General features: G+C 71.5%; 17 protein-coding genes. 5 read left to right on the forward strand and 12 right to left on the reverse strand.

Going from position 1 to position 14,413, the window contains the following annotated elements:
- Positions 1 to 87 precede the first annotated feature (87 nt).
- Positions 88 to 855, forward strand: a complete 768-nt coding sequence (locus AB0E14_RS21155; protein ID WP_362420029.1) for an SDR family oxidoreductase — start codon at positions 88 to 90, stop codon at positions 853 to 855.
- A 287-nt stretch (positions 856 to 1,142) separates the two neighbouring features.
- Here the strand turns inward: AB0E14_RS21155 and AB0E14_RS21160 are convergent, their stop codons facing one another.
- Positions 1,143 to 2,603, reverse strand: a complete 1,461-nt coding sequence (locus AB0E14_RS21160) for a hypothetical protein (RefSeq protein WP_362420032.1) — start codon at positions 2,601 to 2,603, stop codon at positions 1,143 to 1,145.
- A 224-nt stretch (positions 2,604 to 2,827) separates the two neighbouring features.
- Between AB0E14_RS21160 and AB0E14_RS21165 the strand changes: the two genes are divergently transcribed.
- Positions 2,828 to 4,666, forward strand: a complete 1,839-nt coding sequence (locus tag AB0E14_RS21165; RefSeq protein WP_362420035.1) for an endonuclease/exonuclease/phosphatase family protein — start codon at positions 2,828 to 2,830, stop codon at positions 4,664 to 4,666.
- An 8-nt stretch (positions 4,667 to 4,674) separates the two neighbouring features.
- On the opposite strand, the gene AB0E14_RS21170 is transcribed toward AB0E14_RS21165, so the two are convergent.
- Positions 4,675 to 5,385, reverse strand: coding sequence for an antibiotic biosynthesis monooxygenase (locus AB0E14_RS21170; RefSeq protein ID WP_362420038.1), 711 nt, complete (start codon positions 5,383 to 5,385; stop codon positions 4,675 to 4,677).
- A gap of 82 nt (positions 5,386 to 5,467) precedes the next feature.
- Here AB0E14_RS21170 and AB0E14_RS21175 point away from each other — a divergent pair, with 82 nt between their 5' ends.
- On the forward strand, positions 5,468 to 5,935 hold the full coding sequence (locus AB0E14_RS21175) for a GNAT family N-acetyltransferase (protein WP_362420041.1): 468 nt from the start codon (positions 5,468 to 5,470) through the stop codon (positions 5,933 to 5,935).
- A 9-nt stretch (positions 5,936 to 5,944) separates the two neighbouring features.
- Here the strand turns inward: AB0E14_RS21175 and AB0E14_RS21180 are convergent, their stop codons facing one another.
- The gene (locus AB0E14_RS21180; RefSeq protein ID WP_362420044.1) at positions 5,945 to 6,685 is read right to left on the reverse strand and encodes a glucose 1-dehydrogenase; all 741 of its coding nucleotides are present in this window, start codon (positions 6,683 to 6,685) and stop codon (positions 5,945 to 5,947) included.
- Positions 6,686 to 6,827: 142 nt separating this feature from the next.
- On the opposite strand from AB0E14_RS21180, the gene dapA reads away from it, so the two are divergent.
- Positions 6,828 to 7,706: a 4-hydroxy-tetrahydrodipicolinate synthase gene (gene dapA, locus AB0E14_RS21185; RefSeq protein WP_362420047.1), complete on the forward strand. Its 879-nt coding sequence runs from the start codon at positions 6,828 to 6,830 to the stop codon at positions 7,704 to 7,706.
- Here the strand turns inward: dapA and AB0E14_RS21190 are convergent.
- The 4 genes from AB0E14_RS21190 to AB0E14_RS21205 form a co-directional block, all read right to left on the reverse strand.
- Positions 7,691 to 7,912: a hypothetical protein gene (locus AB0E14_RS21190; protein ID WP_362014115.1), complete on the reverse strand. Its 222-nt coding sequence runs from the start codon at positions 7,910 to 7,912 to the stop codon at positions 7,691 to 7,693. The two genes, dapA and AB0E14_RS21190, sit on opposite strands and share 16 nt — an antisense overlap.
- A gap of 102 nt (positions 7,913 to 8,014) precedes the next feature.
- A complete protein-coding gene (dapD, locus tag AB0E14_RS21195) occupies positions 8,015 to 8,998 on the reverse strand; it encodes a 2,3,4,5-tetrahydropyridine-2,6-dicarboxylate N-succinyltransferase (RefSeq protein WP_362420051.1) in 984 nt (327 codons plus the stop codon).
- A gap of 43 nt (positions 8,999 to 9,041) precedes the next feature.
- Positions 9,042 to 9,671 (reverse strand): TetR family transcriptional regulator, encoded by a 630-nt coding sequence (locus AB0E14_RS21200; RefSeq protein ID WP_362420054.1) that lies wholly within the window; start codon positions 9,669 to 9,671, stop codon positions 9,042 to 9,044.
- Positions 9,671 to 9,991: a multidrug efflux SMR transporter gene (locus AB0E14_RS21205; RefSeq protein WP_362420057.1), complete on the reverse strand. Its 321-nt coding sequence runs from the start codon at positions 9,989 to 9,991 to the stop codon at positions 9,671 to 9,673. Before AB0E14_RS21205 ends, AB0E14_RS21200 begins: the two co-directional genes overlap by 1 nt.
- A 63-nt stretch (positions 9,992 to 10,054) precedes the next feature.
- Between AB0E14_RS21205 and AB0E14_RS21210 the strand changes: the two genes are divergently transcribed.
- Positions 10,055 to 11,128: an oxidoreductase gene (locus tag AB0E14_RS21210; protein WP_362420060.1), complete on the forward strand. Its 1,074-nt coding sequence runs from the start codon at positions 10,055 to 10,057 to the stop codon at positions 11,126 to 11,128.
- Positions 11,129 to 11,153: 25 nt separating this feature from the next.
- On the opposite strand, the gene AB0E14_RS21215 is transcribed toward AB0E14_RS21210, so the two are convergent.
- From AB0E14_RS21215 to sufC, 5 genes are read right to left on the reverse strand one after another with little or no spacing between them, the layout of a single operon-like run.
- Positions 11,154 to 11,519, reverse strand: coding sequence for a VOC family protein (locus tag AB0E14_RS21215; protein WP_362420064.1), 366 nt, complete (start codon positions 11,517 to 11,519; stop codon positions 11,154 to 11,156).
- A 51-nt stretch (positions 11,520 to 11,570) separates the two neighbouring features.
- Positions 11,571 to 11,909, reverse strand: a complete 339-nt coding sequence (locus tag AB0E14_RS21220) for a metal-sulfur cluster assembly factor (RefSeq protein WP_362014105.1) — start codon at positions 11,907 to 11,909, stop codon at positions 11,571 to 11,573.
- Entirely contained in the window at positions 11,906 to 12,367 is a 462-nt protein-coding gene (gene sufU / locus AB0E14_RS21225; protein ID WP_362014103.1) for a Fe-S cluster assembly sulfur transfer protein SufU, read from the reverse strand. The genes AB0E14_RS21220 and sufU overlap by 4 nt, the downstream gene beginning before the upstream one ends.
- A gap of 9 nt (positions 12,368 to 12,376) precedes the next feature.
- Positions 12,377 to 13,645 (reverse strand): cysteine desulfurase, encoded by a 1,269-nt coding sequence (locus AB0E14_RS21230; protein WP_362420069.1) that lies wholly within the window; start codon positions 13,643 to 13,645, stop codon positions 12,377 to 12,379.
- Positions 13,642 to 14,406: a Fe-S cluster assembly ATPase SufC gene (gene sufC / locus AB0E14_RS21235; RefSeq protein ID WP_362420072.1), complete on the reverse strand. Its 765-nt coding sequence runs from the start codon at positions 14,404 to 14,406 to the stop codon at positions 13,642 to 13,644. The genes AB0E14_RS21230 and sufC overlap by 4 nt, the downstream gene beginning before the upstream one ends.
- Positions 14,407 to 14,413 lie beyond the last annotated feature (7 nt).

The following is a 14,413-nucleotide window of genomic DNA, read 5'->3' on the forward strand; positions in this document are numbered from 1 at the left end:
CGTGGTCGTCTCCCTGTCGTCACCCGGTGTCGGGGCACACGGTCCCGCCCGCGTATAAACGACAGTTGAACAGAGAGGCGGCCTTCCATGAACCTGCCCACCACCGGCCGGCGCGTCCTCGTCAGCGGCGCCTCCCGGGGCCTCGGCCGCGCCGTGGCGCGGGCCTTCGCGGAGAACGGCGACCGGGTCGCCGTCCACTACGGCTCCCGCGCCGACGAGGCCCGGACGACCCTGGCGTCCCTGCCGGGCTCCGGACACGTCCTGGTCCAGGGGGACCTGGCGGATCCGGCGGGCGCGGCGGCGGTCGCGGACGCGGCGGCGGAGGCGCTCGGCGGGATCGACGTCCTGGTGAACAACGCGGCGGTCAACGAACGGCACCCGCTGCCGGAGACCCCGTACGACGACTGGGTGGCGATCTGGCAACGCCACGTCTCGGTGAACCTCCTCGCCACGGCGAACCTCAGCCACCTGGCGGCCCACCGCATGATCGCCCAGGGTGGGGGCGGCAGGATCGTCAACATCGGCTCCCGGGGCGCGTTCCGGGGCGAGCCCGACCACCCGGCCTACGGTGCGACCAAGGCCGCCGTCCACGCGCTGGGCCAGTCCCTGGCGGTCTCGCTGGCCCCGCACGGCATCGCGGTGGCGTCCGTCGCGCCCGGCTTCTTCGCCACGGAGCGGGTGGCGCCGCGCCTCACGGGCGAGGAGGGCGACGCCATCCGCGCCCAGAGCCCCTTCGGCCGGGTGGCGACCCCGGAGGAGATCGCCGCCGCGGTCCTCTGGCTCGCCTCCCCGGCGGCCGAATGGTCCTCAGGCACGATCCTCGACCTCAACGGCGCGTCCCACCTGCGGACGTAGGCACAGCCGAACCGTTCCACGTCCCCGACGTGCACCACCCGCGCCGCGAAGCCGGCGCGACGGGGGTTCGGGGGCGGAGCCCCCGGTCCCGTCAGGGTTTCGGGGAGGGGCGGGGTGGGGGGCATCCCCACCCCGGCGCTCCCCCGAGCCATACGCGCACAGGCTCCGGCACGGGGGCCGAGCCCCGGACCCCCGCCGCCCGCACAGGCCCGGGCACGGGGGCCGAGCCCCGGACCCCCCGCCGCCCGCGCGGGCCGGGGCACCGGGGGCGGAGCCCCCGGAGAGTGTCACGCGCCCGCGCGGGACCTCGCCTTGAAGGCGGCCTTGCGGGCGTCCTTCGCCGCGGTCTTGTCCGGGTGCAGGCGGCCCATGGCCTCCAGGACCTCCGCCGTCGCCGGGTGTTCGACGCGCCAGGCCGCCTCGAAGAAGCCGCTGTGGCGGCCCGTCAGGCCCTCGATCAGGTCCCGCAGCTCGTCCAGCTCGCCCCGCGCGTCCAGCTGGGCGGCGATCGTGTCGATGGCGAGCCAGAAGATCATCGCCTCCGAGGGCGCCGGCACGTCCGCCGCCCCGAGCTCCGCGAGCCACACCCGGGCGAGCCCGCCCAGCTCCGGGTCGTCGAGCACCTCCCGTACCGCGGGCTCAGCCTCCGCGCCCACGAGCGAGAGCGCCTGCTGGCAGTGGAGCCGCCGCAGCGGGGATCCCTCGTCGGCGCCGCGCGCCGCGCCGAGCAGCTCGCGCGCCGCGTCCACCGCGTCCCGGCCCTCCAGCCAGCCCACGGTCTCGGCGCGCGCCGCCGTCTCCGGGTAGGAGGCGAGTCCGTCGAGGAGCGCGTCGGCGCCCTTGTCGGCCAGTTCGCCGACGGCCGGCGCGTCCACGCCCGCCTCCAGCATCCGGGCCCGGACGCCGTAGAGGCCGAGCGGGGTGAGCCGGACCATGCCGTACCGGCTGACGTCCTCGTCGTCGAGATCGTCGGTCTCCTCGAACCGCGCGACGGGCTCCTCGCCCTCCTCGACCATCAGCGCCTCGTCGACGGGCTGGTAGGCGACGAGCCCGATGGGCTCGAGGAGCCGGAACTGGTCGTCGAGGCGCATCATCGCCTCCGAGACCTGCTCCAGGACGTCGTCCGTCGGCTCGCCCATGTCGTCCGGGACGATCATCGACGCGGCGAGCGCGGGCAGCGGCACCGGGCCCTCGCCCGGCCCGCCCTCGCCGACCGTGAGCAGGTACAGGTTGCCGAGCACGCCCTCCAGGAACTCGGCCTCCTCCTCCGGGTTCCAGTCGAGCAGCTCGAAGTCGATCTCGCCGTCCTCGCCGATCACGTCCTCGATGTCGTCCAGGACGGGCGCGGTGGCGTCGGCGAACACCACGTCCAGCGCGTCGAGCCAGATCCCGAGGACGTCGAGCGGCGCCCCGCCGGTGAGGACCGCGAGGTTCTCGCCGACGGTCACCCCGCCGGGGGTGTCGTCGTCGCCGTCCTCGGCCTCCACGAGCCCGGTGTCCACCGCGAGGCGCCAGGCCTCGCTCGCGTAGGCCTCGCCGTCCTCGTCCGCACCGAGGCCCAACACCTCTGCGGCGGCGGGCAGTTGTTCCTCGACGAGTTCGCCGCCCGCACCGACCCGGGTCTCCGGGCCGGCCCAGCGGGCGAGCCGCGCCGCGCGGGACAGGAGGGGTGTGGCCAGGGCTTCCCGCGCCAGCTCCGCGTCCGAGTGCAGCTGAACGGGGGGCAGGATGGGGTGGTCCGGTGCCATCTGCGGTCGTCTCCTCGAAGGGCGTGTGAGCCTGGGTGGCGGTCCGTACGCGCCGCGCGCGCCGAACGCGCCTCAGCGTAGACGCTTTTCCCGATCCACCTTCCGGTTCATGGAGCCGTCAGCCTTCGTACACCCGTCGAGCCTTGACAAGTGACCCGCTCAGCAAAGAGATTGACGCGCGTAGATCCATCGACCGATTCTCCAAGCGTCTCCGGAGCACCCTCATGCCTTCCTCCATACCGAGATCCGCGGCGGTCGCCGCCGTCGTGTCGGCCGCGCTCGCGGCCGGACTGCTCGCCTCCTCCGGCAGCGCCGCGGCCGAGGACACCGCCGCCGTCCGCGTCCACGACATCCAGGGCACCACGCGCGTCTCGCCCCTCGTCGGCACCCAGGTCACCGGCGTCACGGGGATCGTGACCGGTGTGCGGACGTACGGCTCGCGCGGCTTCTGGATCCAGGACCCGCAGGCGGACGACAACCCGGCCACCAGCGAGGGCCTGTTCGTCTTCACCAGCTCCGTCCCGACGGTGGCCGTCGGCGACTCCGTCAGCGTGAACGGCACGGTCGGGGAGTACGTCCCGGGCGGCCTGAACTCCGGCAACCAGTCGGTGACCCAGATCTCCAAGCCGACCGTCACCGTGGTCTCCTCCGGCAACCCGCTGCCGGCCCCCGTGACGCTCTCCGCCTGGTCGGTCCCGAGCGCGTACGCCCCCGAGGGCGACCCGGCGGCGGCCGGCTCGATCAACGGCCTCACGCTGCAGCCGCGGAAGTACGCCCTGGACTACTACGAGTCCCTTGAGGGCACCAACGTCCGCGTCGGCACCTCCCGCGTGGTGGGCGCCACCGACCCGTACTCCGAGCTCTGGGTGACGGTGAAGCCCTGGGAGAACCCCAACTGGCGCGGTGGCACGGTCTACGGCTCGTACACCGCGCAGAACACCGGGCGGCTGCAGATCCAGTCGCTGACGCCGATCGCCCAGCAGCCCTTCCCCAAGGCGAACGTCGGTGACGTGCTCGCCGGGTCGACCGAGGGTCCGCTGGACTTCAACCAGTTCGGCGGCTACACGCTGACCGCCCGCACCCTGGGCACGGTCGTGGACCGCGGTCTGGAGCGCGAGGTCACCGACAAGCAGCACAAGAACGAGCTCGCGGTGGCGACGTACAACGTCGAGAACCTCGACCCGTCCGACCCGCAGGAGAAGTTCGACGCGCTCGCGAAGGCCGTGGTGGAGAACCTGGCCTCGCCCGACATCCTCGCCCTGGAGGAGATCCAGGACAACACCGGCGCGAAGAACGACGGCACGGTCGCCGCCGACCAGACGGTGAAGAAGTTCACCGACGCCATCGTGGCGGCGGGCGGCCCGGCGTACGAGTGGCGCTCGGTCGACCCGGAGAACAACAAGGACGGCGGCGAGCCCGGCGGCAACATCCGCCAGGTCTTCCTCTTCAACCCGGAGCGGGTGTCCTTCGTCGACCGCGCCGGCGCGAGCGCGACCGCCGCGACGGGCGTGGTGCGCGGCGCGGACGGCCGCCCCGAGCTGACGCTCTCCCCCGGTCGCATCGACCCGGCGAACACCGCCTGGGAGAGCAGCCGCAAGCCGCTGGCCGGCGAGTTCACCTTCCGGGGCCGTACGGTCTTCGTGATCGCCAACCACTTCGGCTCCAAGGGCGGCGACGAGTCGCTGACCTCGCACCACCAGCCGCCGGTCCGCTCCTCCGAGGCGAAGCGGCTGCTCCAGGCGCAGTCCGTGAACGCCTTCGTCAAGGACGTCCTCGCGATCCGCAAGGACGCCGACGTCGTCGTCGCGGGTGACATCAACGACTTCGAGTTCTCCGCGACGACGAACGCGCTGACGGACGGCGGGGCGCTGTACCCGGCGGTGAAGTCGCTGCCGCGCTCCGAGCGGTACTCGTACGTCTACCAGGGCAACAGCCAGGTCCTCGACCAGATCCTGACCAGCCCGGGCGTCGGCCACTTCGAGTACGACAGCGTCCACATCAACGCGGAGTTCGCGGACCAGAACAGCGACCACGACCCGCAGGTCCTGCGCTTCCGCCCGTAGGGCTCCCGCTACGCGCCCGCCTGGAGACTCAGTGCGGGCGCGTAGCGCCGTACGCCGCCGCCGACGACTCCGGGGTAGGACTGCACCTTCGCCCACTGCGGGGTCGCCGAGCCGACACCGTCCCCGGGCCGGGCGAGTGCGTCGATGTGGGCCTGCTCGCTCTCCCACTCGGCGTAGTTCAGGACCCTGGTCCCGTCGGTGGAGAGGTGGAAGTGGCCCGAGATACCGCCGGGCACGGGCGCCGGATCCGTCTCCATCGCCTCGAACACCCCGTCCACCCAGTCGCGCTGCCGGGCGGCGTCCGGGGCGTCGAACTCGACGTCCACGACGACCACGCAGCCGGGGATCCTGGCGTCCTGGGCCGGAAGCGAGCGGTAGGGCGGCGCGAACCGGTGGAGCACGACGCGTTCGATGCCGGGCACGGCCGCGTCGATCTCCGCGTTCCGGTCGTCGCGGAAGGTGCGGACGAACTCCTGGTAGGCCTCCGCGTCGGTCCACTGCGAGTAGTGGAGCAGGGTCTCGCCGTCGGCGCCGAGGTACACCGAGTACGACAGCAGACCGAGGTCGGGCCAGTCCCGGCTCTGCCAGGCCTTGGCGATGGCGTCCACGGCGGCCCGTTGCCGCTCGGGCGTGCCGACCCGCCAGGTCGAGACGAGCACGAGCCCGACACCGGGGCGCGCGAGGTCGGGGCGGGCGTCGGCCCGGAGAACGGCGTTCATGAGAGTGTCTCCTGTCGTCGGATGACTCCACCCTCCAACCTCAAGCGCGCTTGAGGTCAAGCGCCATGGGAGACTTCCGGCCATGCTCCTGCGCCCCGCCACTCGCGCCGAACTGCCCGCCGTGCTCGCCCTCCTCGCCGACGAGGAGCGGGTCGTGGACCCCGCCTCCGTCCTCGTCACCGAGGCGTACGAGCGGGCCTTCGCGGCGATCGAGGACGACCCGCGCAACGAGATGCTGGTCCTCGTGGACGAGGGCGAGGGCGAGGGCGAGGACGACGACGTGGTCGTCGGCTGTCTGCAGGCGACGTACATCCCCGGTCTCGGCAAGGGCGGCGCCGAGCGGGCGCTGATCGAGGCGGTCCGGATCAGGGCCGACCGGCGGGGCGGCGGGCTCGGCCGGGAGCTGATGTGCCGCGCGGTGGAGCGGGCGCGCGGCCGTGGCTGCGCGCTCGTCCAGTTGACCAGCGACAAGCGCCGGTCGGAGGCCCACCGCTTCTACGCCTCCCTGGGCTTCGCCCGCAGCCACGACGGGTTCAAGCTCGCGCTCTGAGCCGCCGGGTCAGCCCAGCAGGTGGCCACCGCCGTCGACGAGCAGCACCTCGCCGGTGATGTACGAGGCATGGGCGAGGTCGTGGACGGCGGCCGCGATGTCCTCGGGCCGCCCCACCCGGCGCATCGGAACCGCCCCCGCCACATGGGCCTTGGCCTCGTCGGCGCCTTCCACACCGTCGAACCAGGGGGTGTCGACGAAGCCCGGCGCGACCGCGTTGACCCGGATGTCGGGGCCGAGGGTCTTCGCGAGCAGCTTCGTCATGTGGTTGACGGCCGCCTTGGAGACGGCGTACGGGATGGAGCTGCCGCCGGGCCGGACGCCGGCCTGCGAGGAGATGTTGACGACGCAGCCCGCGCCGCTCGCCCGCAGGTGCGGGACGGCCGCGGTGATGGTCTGCCAGACCCCGATGACGTTGACGTCGTAGAGATGGCGCCAGACCTCGGGCGAGGCCGCCGCCAGGTCGTCGTGCGGGATGAAGCGGGTGGTGCCCGCGCAGTTGACGAGGATGTCGAGCCGGCCGTACGCCTCGACGGCCGCGGCGACGAGGGCGGCGGACTGCGCCTCGTCGGAGACGTCGGCCTGGACGTAGACGGCGTCGGGCAGTTCGGCGGCGAGCGCCTTGCCCGCCTCGACCGATCGGCCCGAGTTGACGACGACCCGTATCCCGGCGGCGGCGAGGCGGCGGGCGACGGCTGCCCCGATGCCCGAGGACGAGCCGGTGACGAGTGCGACGCGCTGTTCGCTCATGGTGTGCTGTGCTCCCTGGTGGCCTGGTCCTCCTGTCGCGTCCCGCCCCGATCATGCCAGACCACACACTTCAGCACTGCTTACCCCTCCACCCAAGCAGATCTAAGTGGACCTTCATCGTCCAGGCCCACAGACTTCTCGAATGAGTACTGAACGCCCCTTCGGCCGGGCCCTCTGCGCGATGATCACCCCCTTCACCGCCTCGGGCGAGCTGGATCTGGACGCCGCCGGCGTGCACGCCGCCCACCTGATCGCCGAGGGCTGCGACGGCCTGGTCCTCAACGGCACCACGGGCGAGTCCCCGACCACCACCGACGCCGAGAAGGCCGCTCTGATCGAGGCGGTCCGCGCGGCGGTCGGCCCCGGCCCCTCGGTCGTCGCGGGCGTGGGCACCTCCGACACCCGCCACACGGCCGAGCTGGCGCGCCAGGCCGAGAAGGCGGGCGCGGACGGGCTCCTGGTCGTCACCCCGTACTACAGCCGTCCCCCGCAGGCCGCCGTCGAGGCCCATTTCGTCAAGGTCGCGGAGGCGACGGACCTGCCGGTGATGCTGTACGACATCCCGGGCCGCACCGGCACCCGGATCGAGCCCGCGACGATGCTGCGGCTCGCCGCCCACCCGAACATCGTCGCGGTCAAGGACTGCGCCTACGACCTGCTCGGCTCCTCGAAGGTGATCGCCCGCACCTCGCTCGCGTACTACTCGGGCTGCGAGGAGCTGAACCTGCCCCTTTACGCGGTGGGCGGCGCCGGATACGTCAGCACCGTGGCCAATGTGGTGCCGCGTCAGCTGCGGGCGGTGCTCGACGCCTTCGACCGGGGCGACACGGCGGAGGCGGCCCGGCTGAACGCGCTCACGCTGCCGCTGGCCGAACTGATGATGGCGGCCGGCCTCCCGGGCACGGTCACGGCGAAGGCGCTCCTCGGCGACTACGTCCGGGAACCGCTGCAGCCCGCCGACCGGGAGACGGTCGACGGGCTGCGGGCGGCGTACGAGGATCTGGTTCAGTCGAACACGTAGGTGGTGCCGAAGAGCGCCGCGTGCTCCAGGACGTCCTCCAGCGGGTCGTCGATCTGACCGGTGTGGAGCGTGAGGCTGGGGCCGTTCTGGATCGTCGGGCCGTTGTGCGTGCGCGTGTGCGTCTCGTCCGCCGACGCCGCCCCCACGGGCAGCAGTACGGCGGCGGCCACCGCCAGGGCCCCGACAACGGTGGGCCTCGTCCTCATGTCGACTCCTCGCCTTGTCTGTTCGTGTGACTCCACGTCGTTCTGTTAACGCAGAGTCACACGTCCAGGTCACGTGCGGGGCGTCGGCACTTCTGACCGCGGTCAGTTGTGGCTGTGCAGGATCTCGTTGAGTCCGCCCCACACCGCGTTGTTCGGGCGGGCCTCGACGGCGCCGGTCACCGAGTTGCGGCGGAAGAGGATGTTCGAGGCGCCGGAGAGCTCACGGGCCTTGACGATCTGGCCGTCGGGCATCGTGATGCGCGTACCGGCGGTGACGTACAGACCGGCCTCGACGACGCACTCGTCGCCCAGCGCGATGCCCACGCCCGCCTCGGCGCCGATGAGGCAGCGCTCGCCGATGGAGATGACGACGTTGCCGCCGCCGGAGAGGGTGCCCATGGTGGAGGCGCCGCCGCCGATGTCGGAGCCGTCGCCGACGACGACGCCGGCCGAGATCCGGCCCTCGACCATGGAGGTGCCGAGCGTGCCCGCGTTGAAGTTGACGAAGCCCTCGTGCATGACGGTGGTGCCGGCCGCGAGGTGCGCGCCGAGGCGGACCCGGTCGGCGTCGGCGATCCGGACGCCGGCGGGGGCGACGTAGTCGGTCATCCGCGGGAACTTGTCGATGCTCGTCACGGCGAGGTGCAGGCCATCGGCGCGGGCGGTGAGGCGGACCTTCTCGACGTCGTCGACGGCGACCGGGCCGAGCGAGGTCCAGGCGACGTTGGCGAGCAGGCCGAAGACGCCGTCCAGGTTCTGGCCGTGCGGCCGGACCAGGCGGTGGCTGAGCAGGTGCAGGCGCAGGTACGCGTCGTGGGCGTCGAGCGGCTTGTCGTCGAGCGAGGAGATGACGGTGCGCACGGCGACCACCTCGACGCCGCGGCGGGCGTCCACGCCGAGGGCCTTGGCCGCGCCCTCACCGAGGGCGTTGACGGCGGCGTCGGGCGTGAGCCGCTCGGTTCCGGCGGGCCCGGGGGCGTCGGTCAGCTCGGGGGCGGGGAACCAGGTGTCGAGAACGGTGCCGTCACCGGCGATGGTGGCGAGGCCGGCGGCGACGGCGCCGGTGGTGCGAGGAGCAGTGGTCATGCGGAAAACCTAACGGTCCGGGCGGCGCCCGGGCCAACCGGTCTCAGGTGTCGGTCGACGCCCCCGGCGTTTCCGACGACACCCGGGCCTCCCCGCTCGTGGGATCCCCCGGGGCGCCCGGGCGGTCCGCCAGGAGCCGGGCCAGCATGGCGCGGGCGTACTCCTCGTCGTACTCCGCGTCCGTCAGCAGCACGTGCAGACAGATGCCGTCCATCAGCGCGACGAGGGCGCGGGCGGTCACGGGGTCGGTGTGGCGGGAAAGGGCCCCGGTGACCGCCTCGGTCCACTCGGCCGCCACCGGGCGCAGGGCGGGCCGGCGCAGGGCGGCGAGATAGAGCTCGTACTCCAGCTCCACCCCGGTCCGCTCGCCGCCGACCCACTCCCCCATCAGCCGGGCGAGGGTGCCGGCGAGGTCGGCCTCCATGGCGGGGAGCGCGGCGCGCTCGCGCAGTTGGCGGCCGAAGCCCTCGTTGGCCTGGCGCAGCGCGGCGACGAGGAGTTCGTCGAGCGAGGCGAAGTGGTAGGTGGTGGAGCCGAGCGGCACGTCCGCCTCCGCGGCGACCGTACGGTGGCTCAGCCCGGCGATGCCCCGGGCGCCGACCACGCGCAGCGCCGCGTCGACGATCCGCTGCCGCCGCTCGGGGTCGTGGCGCCTGGCCCGCGCCGCGGCCATCAGTGGGCTCCCCCCAGGTTGAGCACGAGGACGCCCGCGATGATGAGGACCACCCCGGCGATCTTGGCGGTGTTGAGGGTCTCGTTCATGAAGAGGATTCCGATCGTGGCGACGGCGGCGGTGCCGACGCCGGACCATATCGCGTAGGCCGTCCCGACCTGCAGGGTCTTCAGCGCCTGGGCGAGCAGGGCGAAGGCGATCACATAGCCGAGGCCCGTGACGACCGAGGGCCAGAGCTTGGAGAAGCCCTCGCTGTACTTCATGGAGACCGTCGCGACGATCTCGGCGGCGATGGCCCCTGCCAGCAGTCCGTATCCCATGTGTACCAGCGTACACAACGTTGTGTACGGCCGTACACAACGACTGTCGATACGGTATGGGGCATGACAATTCCCACGGGGCCCTACGGGTACGGCTATCCGCCTCCGCCCCCACCGCCGAAGCCCGGCGTGATACCCCTGGCACCACTGGGTCTGAGCCAGATCCTGACCGGTGCCTTCACCACCATCGGCCGCCACTGGAAGCAACTCCTCGGCGTGGCCGCGGCCGCCTACGGCGGGGCCCTGCTGCTGCTCGGCGCGGCCGTCGGCATCTCCTACGCGGTGGTCTCCGACCACGTCCCCCGTGTCTTCGACCTGCCCCGCGGTCAGGAGCCGAGCTGGGACGACGGCCGTCCGCTGCTGATCGCGTTCGGCGCCGTGTGGCTGGTGGCCATCGTGGGGATGATGCTCGCGAGCGCCGTGGTGTACGCGGCGTCCCCGGCCGTCCTGCAGGAGGCGGTGCTCGGCCGGCGGACGACCTTCGGCGCGATCTGGCGCCGCTCCTGGTCACGGGTTCCGGCCGTGATCGGCACGGTCCTGCTGTCCGCGCTGGTCGTCGTGGTTCCCATGGTGCTCTTCGTGCTGGCCATGGTCGGCTTCGTGGCGGCGATCGTGGCGTCGGGCTCCTCGTCGGACGCGGGGGTGTTCTCGCCCGTCGTGGCCACGGTGTTCTTCCTGCTGGCCCTGGCCACCATGCCGCTGGCCACCTGGATCTGGGTGAAGGTCAGCCTGGCGCCGGCGGCGGCCGTCTTCGAGAACCAGGGCGCGGTGGCCTCGCTGCGGCGCTCCAACGAGCTGGTGCGCGGCTCGTGGTGGCGGATCTTCGGCGCGCTGCTCGTGGCGGGGATCATGTCCTCGGTGGCGAACTGGATGATCCAGCAGGTGCTCAGCCTGCTGCTCTCGGTCCCGGTCTCGCTGACGGACACCACCGACTTCGACACCCCGGGCGAGGTACTGCTCGCCTTCGCGCCCGTGTTGGTGGTCCTCGCCCTGTGCGCGATGGCGGCGCAGGCCTTCTGCTCGTTCTTCCCGCCCCTGGTGACCGGCCTGGTCTACGTCGACCAGCGGATCCGCAAGGAGAACCTGGCCCCGGCCCTCGCCCAGGCGGCCGGGACGCCGTACCCCTTCACCGGCTGAACCGGCGCCCCGGTCCGCCGGCGCGTCAGTCCGTCAGGGACCGCTTCGGCCTGAGCACGCAGAACTCGTTCCCCTCGGGGTCGGCGAGGACGGCCCAGGTCGCGTCAGGACCGGCCCCGACATCCACCCGCCGGGCGCCGAGGGCGAGGATCCGCTCGACCTCGGCGTCCCGGTCGTCGGGCGTCAGGTCGAGGTGGAGCCGGTTCTTGACGGTCTTCGACTCGGGCACCCGCAGGAAGCACATCCCGGGCAGGGTGAACTCGTCGGCGCCGATGACGACCTCGTGCTCGTCCTCGTAGAGGACCTTCCAGTCCAGGACCTCGGCCCAGAACCGGGCCTGGCCCGAGATGTCGTGCGAGTCGACGGTGACGTGGTACATGCGAACGGCCATGATCACCAGTCTGCCTGGTGATCATGGCCGTGCGCGAGGGGTGATCCGCGATCAGACGTTGAAGCCGAGCGCGCGCAGCTGCTCGCGCCCGTCGTCCGTGATCTTGTCCGGTCCCCACGGCGGCATCCAGACCCAGTTGATCTTCAGCTCGCTGGCGATGCCGTCGGTGGCGGCCTTCGCCTGGTCCTCGATCACATCGGTCAGCGGACAGGCCGCCGACGTCAGGGTCATGTCCAGCGTGACGACGTTGGAGTCGTCGATGTGGATGCCGTAGATCAGGCCGAGGTTGACGACGTCGATGCCCAGCTCGGGGTCGACGACGTCGTACAGCGCCTCGCGGATCTCTTCCTCGGAGGCCGGCTTCATGGTGGCCTCGACGTTCTCGGTCATGCCGACTTCCCTTCCGCGTCGCCCAGCGCCTGGGCCGTCGCGTCCTTCCACGCCATCCAGCTGAGCAGCGCGCACTTCACCCGGGCCGGGTACTTGGAGACACCGGCGAACGCGACCGCGTCCTCCAGGATCTCCTCCATCGCGTCGTCGGGCTCGATCTGGCCCTTGGACTGCATCAGTTCCAGGAACGTGCCCTGGATCTTCTGCGCCTCGGCCAGCTCCTTGCCGACGAGCAGCTCGTTCAGGACAGAGGCCGAGGCCTGGCTGATCGAGCAGCCCTGACCCTCGTACGACACGTCCTCGATCCGCGAGCCGTCGTACTTCACACGGAGCGTGATCTCGTCGCCGCACGTCGGGTTGACGTGGTGCACCTCGGCGTCGCCGTCCCGAAGACCGCGCCCGTGCGGGTGCTTGTAGTGGTCCAGGATGACGTCCTGGTACATCGAATCCAGCTTCACGAGGTTCCCCTAGCCGAAGAAGTTCCGTACGTGCTCCAGACCCTCGACCAGGGCGTCGACCTCGGCCGGGGTGGAGTACAGATAGAACGACGCTCGCGTGGTCGCGGGAATTCCGTACCGCAGGCAGACCGGCCGCGCACAGTGGTGGCCGACCCGGACCGCGATGCCCTGCTCGTCGAGGACCTGGCCCACGTCGTGCGGGTGGATGTCGCCGAGCGTGAAGGAGATCGCCGCGCCGCGGTCCTCGGCCGTGGTCGGGCCGATGATCCGCAGGTCCGGCACCTCCTGGAGGCGGCGGACGGCGTACTCGGTGATCGCGTGCTCGTGGCGCGCGATGTTCTCCATGCCGATCGCCGACAGGTAGTCCACGGCCGCACCGAGGCCGACGGCCTGGGCGATCGGGGGCGTACCCGCCTCGAACTTGTGCGGAGCCGGCGCGTAGGTGGAGGAGTGCATCGAGACGGTCTCGATCATCTCGCCGCCACCGAGGAACGGAGGCAGGTCCTCCAGGAGCTCCTGCCGTCCCCACAGCACGCCGATGCCGGTCGGGCCGCACATCTTGTGACCGGTGAAGGCCACGAAGTCGGCCTGCAGCGCCTGCACGTCGAGCACCATGTGCGGGGCCGCCTGCGAGGCGTCGATGCAGACCAGCGCGCCGACCTCCTGCGCACGCCGGACGATCGTCTCGACCGGGTTGACCGTGCCCAGCAGGTTGGAGACCAGCGTGAACGAGACGATCTTGGTCTTCTCGGTGATGACCTCTTCGATGTTCGAGAGGTCGAGACGGCCGTCGTCGGTGAGGCCGAACCACTTCAGCTTCGCGCCCGTGCGCTGCGAGAGCAGCTGCCACGGCACGATGTTGGAGTGGTGCTCCATCTCCGTGATGGCGATCTCGGTCTCGTGGTCCACGCGGTAGGGCTCGTCGGCCCAGCCCAGCATGTTGGCCACGAGGTTGAGCGACTCCGAGGCGTTCTTGGTGAAGATCACCTCGTCGCGGCTCGGCGCGTTGATGAACGCCGCGACCTTGTCACGGGCGCCCTCGTACAGCGCCGTCGCCTCCTCGGCGACCGTGTAGACGCCGCGGTGGACATTGGCGTTGTGGCGCTCGTAGTACGTGTTGAGCGCGTCGAGCACCTGGCGCGGCTTCTGCGAGGTCGCCGCGGAGTCCAGGTACACGATCTTCTTGCCGTCGTGGACCACGCGATCCAGGAGCGGGAAGTCCTTGCGGATCGCCTCGGTGTCGAGGAGGCCGGAGAGCCCCTGATGGGCAGATGTCACGCGGATGCGCCACCCTTCACGTACTTGTCGTAGCCCTCGTTCTCCAGCTGGTCGGCGAGCTCGGCGCCGCCGGACTCGGCGATGCGGCCGTTCGCGAAGACGTGCACGAAGTCGGGCTTGATGTAGCGGAGGATCCGCGTGTAGTGCGTGATCAGCAGCGTGCCGACCTCGCCGGTCTCGCGGACGCGGTTGACGCCCTCGGAGACGATGCGCAGGGCGTCGACGTCGAGGCCGGAGTCGGTCTCGTCGAGGATCGCGATCTTCGGCTTGAGCAGCTCGAGCTGGAGGATCTCGTGACGCTTCTTCTCACCGCCGGAGAAGCCCTCGTTGACGTTGCGCTCGGCGAAGGCCGGGTCCATCTGGAGCTTCTCCATGGCCTCCTTGACCTCCTTCACCCAGGTACGCAGCTTGGGGGCCTCGCCGCGGACGGCGGTGGCGGAGGTGCGCAGGAAGTTGGAGACCGAGACACCGGGGACCTCGACCGGGTACTGCATGGCGAGGAAGACGCCGGCGCGGGCGCGCTCGTCGACCGACATCTCCAGGACGTCCTCGCCGTCCAGGGTCACGGTGCCACCGGTGACCGTGTACTTCGGGTGGCCCGCGAGGGAGTACGCCAGGGTCGACTTGCCGGAGCCGTTGGGGCCCATGATGGCGTGGGTCTCGCCCTGCTTCACGGTCAGGTCGACGCCCTTGAGGATCTCCCGGGGGCCGTTCTCGGCCTCGACGGAGACGTGCAGGTCGCGGATTTCAAGCGTTGCCATGGGTGAC

The sequence above is a fragment of the Streptomyces sp. NPDC047981 genome, from assembly GCF_040653315.1.
Classification (GTDB): domain Bacteria; phylum Actinomycetota; class Actinomycetes; order Streptomycetales; family Streptomycetaceae; genus Streptomyces.

Coding starts and splice junctions, on each gene's coding strand:
- AB0E14_RS21155 (WP_362420029.1), top strand. CDS start 88: ATGAACCTGCCCACCACCGGCCGGCGCGTCCTCGTCAGCGGCGCCTCC.
- AB0E14_RS21160 (WP_362420032.1), bottom strand. CDS start 2,603: ATGGCACCGGACCACCCCATCCTGCCCCCCGTTCAGCTGCACTCGGAC.
- AB0E14_RS21165 (WP_362420035.1), top strand. CDS start 2,828: ATGCCTTCCTCCATACCGAGATCCGCGGCGGTCGCCGCCGTCGTGTCG.
- AB0E14_RS21170 (WP_362420038.1), bottom strand. CDS start 5,385: ATGAACGCCGTTCTCCGGGCCGACGCCCGCCCCGACCTCGCGCGCCCC.
- AB0E14_RS21175 (WP_362420041.1), top strand. CDS start 5,468: ATGCTCCTGCGCCCCGCCACTCGCGCCGAACTGCCCGCCGTGCTCGCC.
- AB0E14_RS21180 (WP_362420044.1), bottom strand. CDS start 6,685: ATGAGCGAACAGCGCGTCGCACTCGTCACCGGCTCGTCCTCGGGCATC.
- dapA (WP_362420047.1), top strand. CDS start 6,828: ATGAGTACTGAACGCCCCTTCGGCCGGGCCCTCTGCGCGATGATCACC.
- AB0E14_RS21190 (WP_362014115.1), bottom strand. CDS start 7,912: ATGAGGACGAGGCCCACCGTTGTCGGGGCCCTGGCGGTGGCCGCCGCC.
- dapD (WP_362420051.1), bottom strand. CDS start 8,998: ATGACCACTGCTCCTCGCACCACCGGCGCCGTCGCCGCCGGCCTCGCC.
- AB0E14_RS21200 (WP_362420054.1), bottom strand. CDS start 9,671: ATGGCCGCGGCGCGGGCCAGGCGCCACGACCCCGAGCGGCGGCAGCGG.
- AB0E14_RS21205 (WP_362420057.1), bottom strand. CDS start 9,991: ATGGGATACGGACTGCTGGCAGGGGCCATCGCCGCCGAGATCGTCGCG.
- AB0E14_RS21210 (WP_362420060.1), top strand. CDS start 10,055: ATGACAATTCCCACGGGGCCCTACGGGTACGGCTATCCGCCTCCGCCC.
- AB0E14_RS21215 (WP_362420064.1), bottom strand. CDS start 11,519: ATGGCCGTTCGCATGTACCACGTCACCGTCGACTCGCACGACATCTCG.
- AB0E14_RS21220 (WP_362014105.1), bottom strand. CDS start 11,909: ATGACCGAGAACGTCGAGGCCACCATGAAGCCGGCCTCCGAGGAAGAG.
- sufC (WP_362420072.1), bottom strand. CDS start 14,406: ATGGCAACGCTTGAAATCCGCGACCTGCACGTCTCCGTCGAGGCCGAG.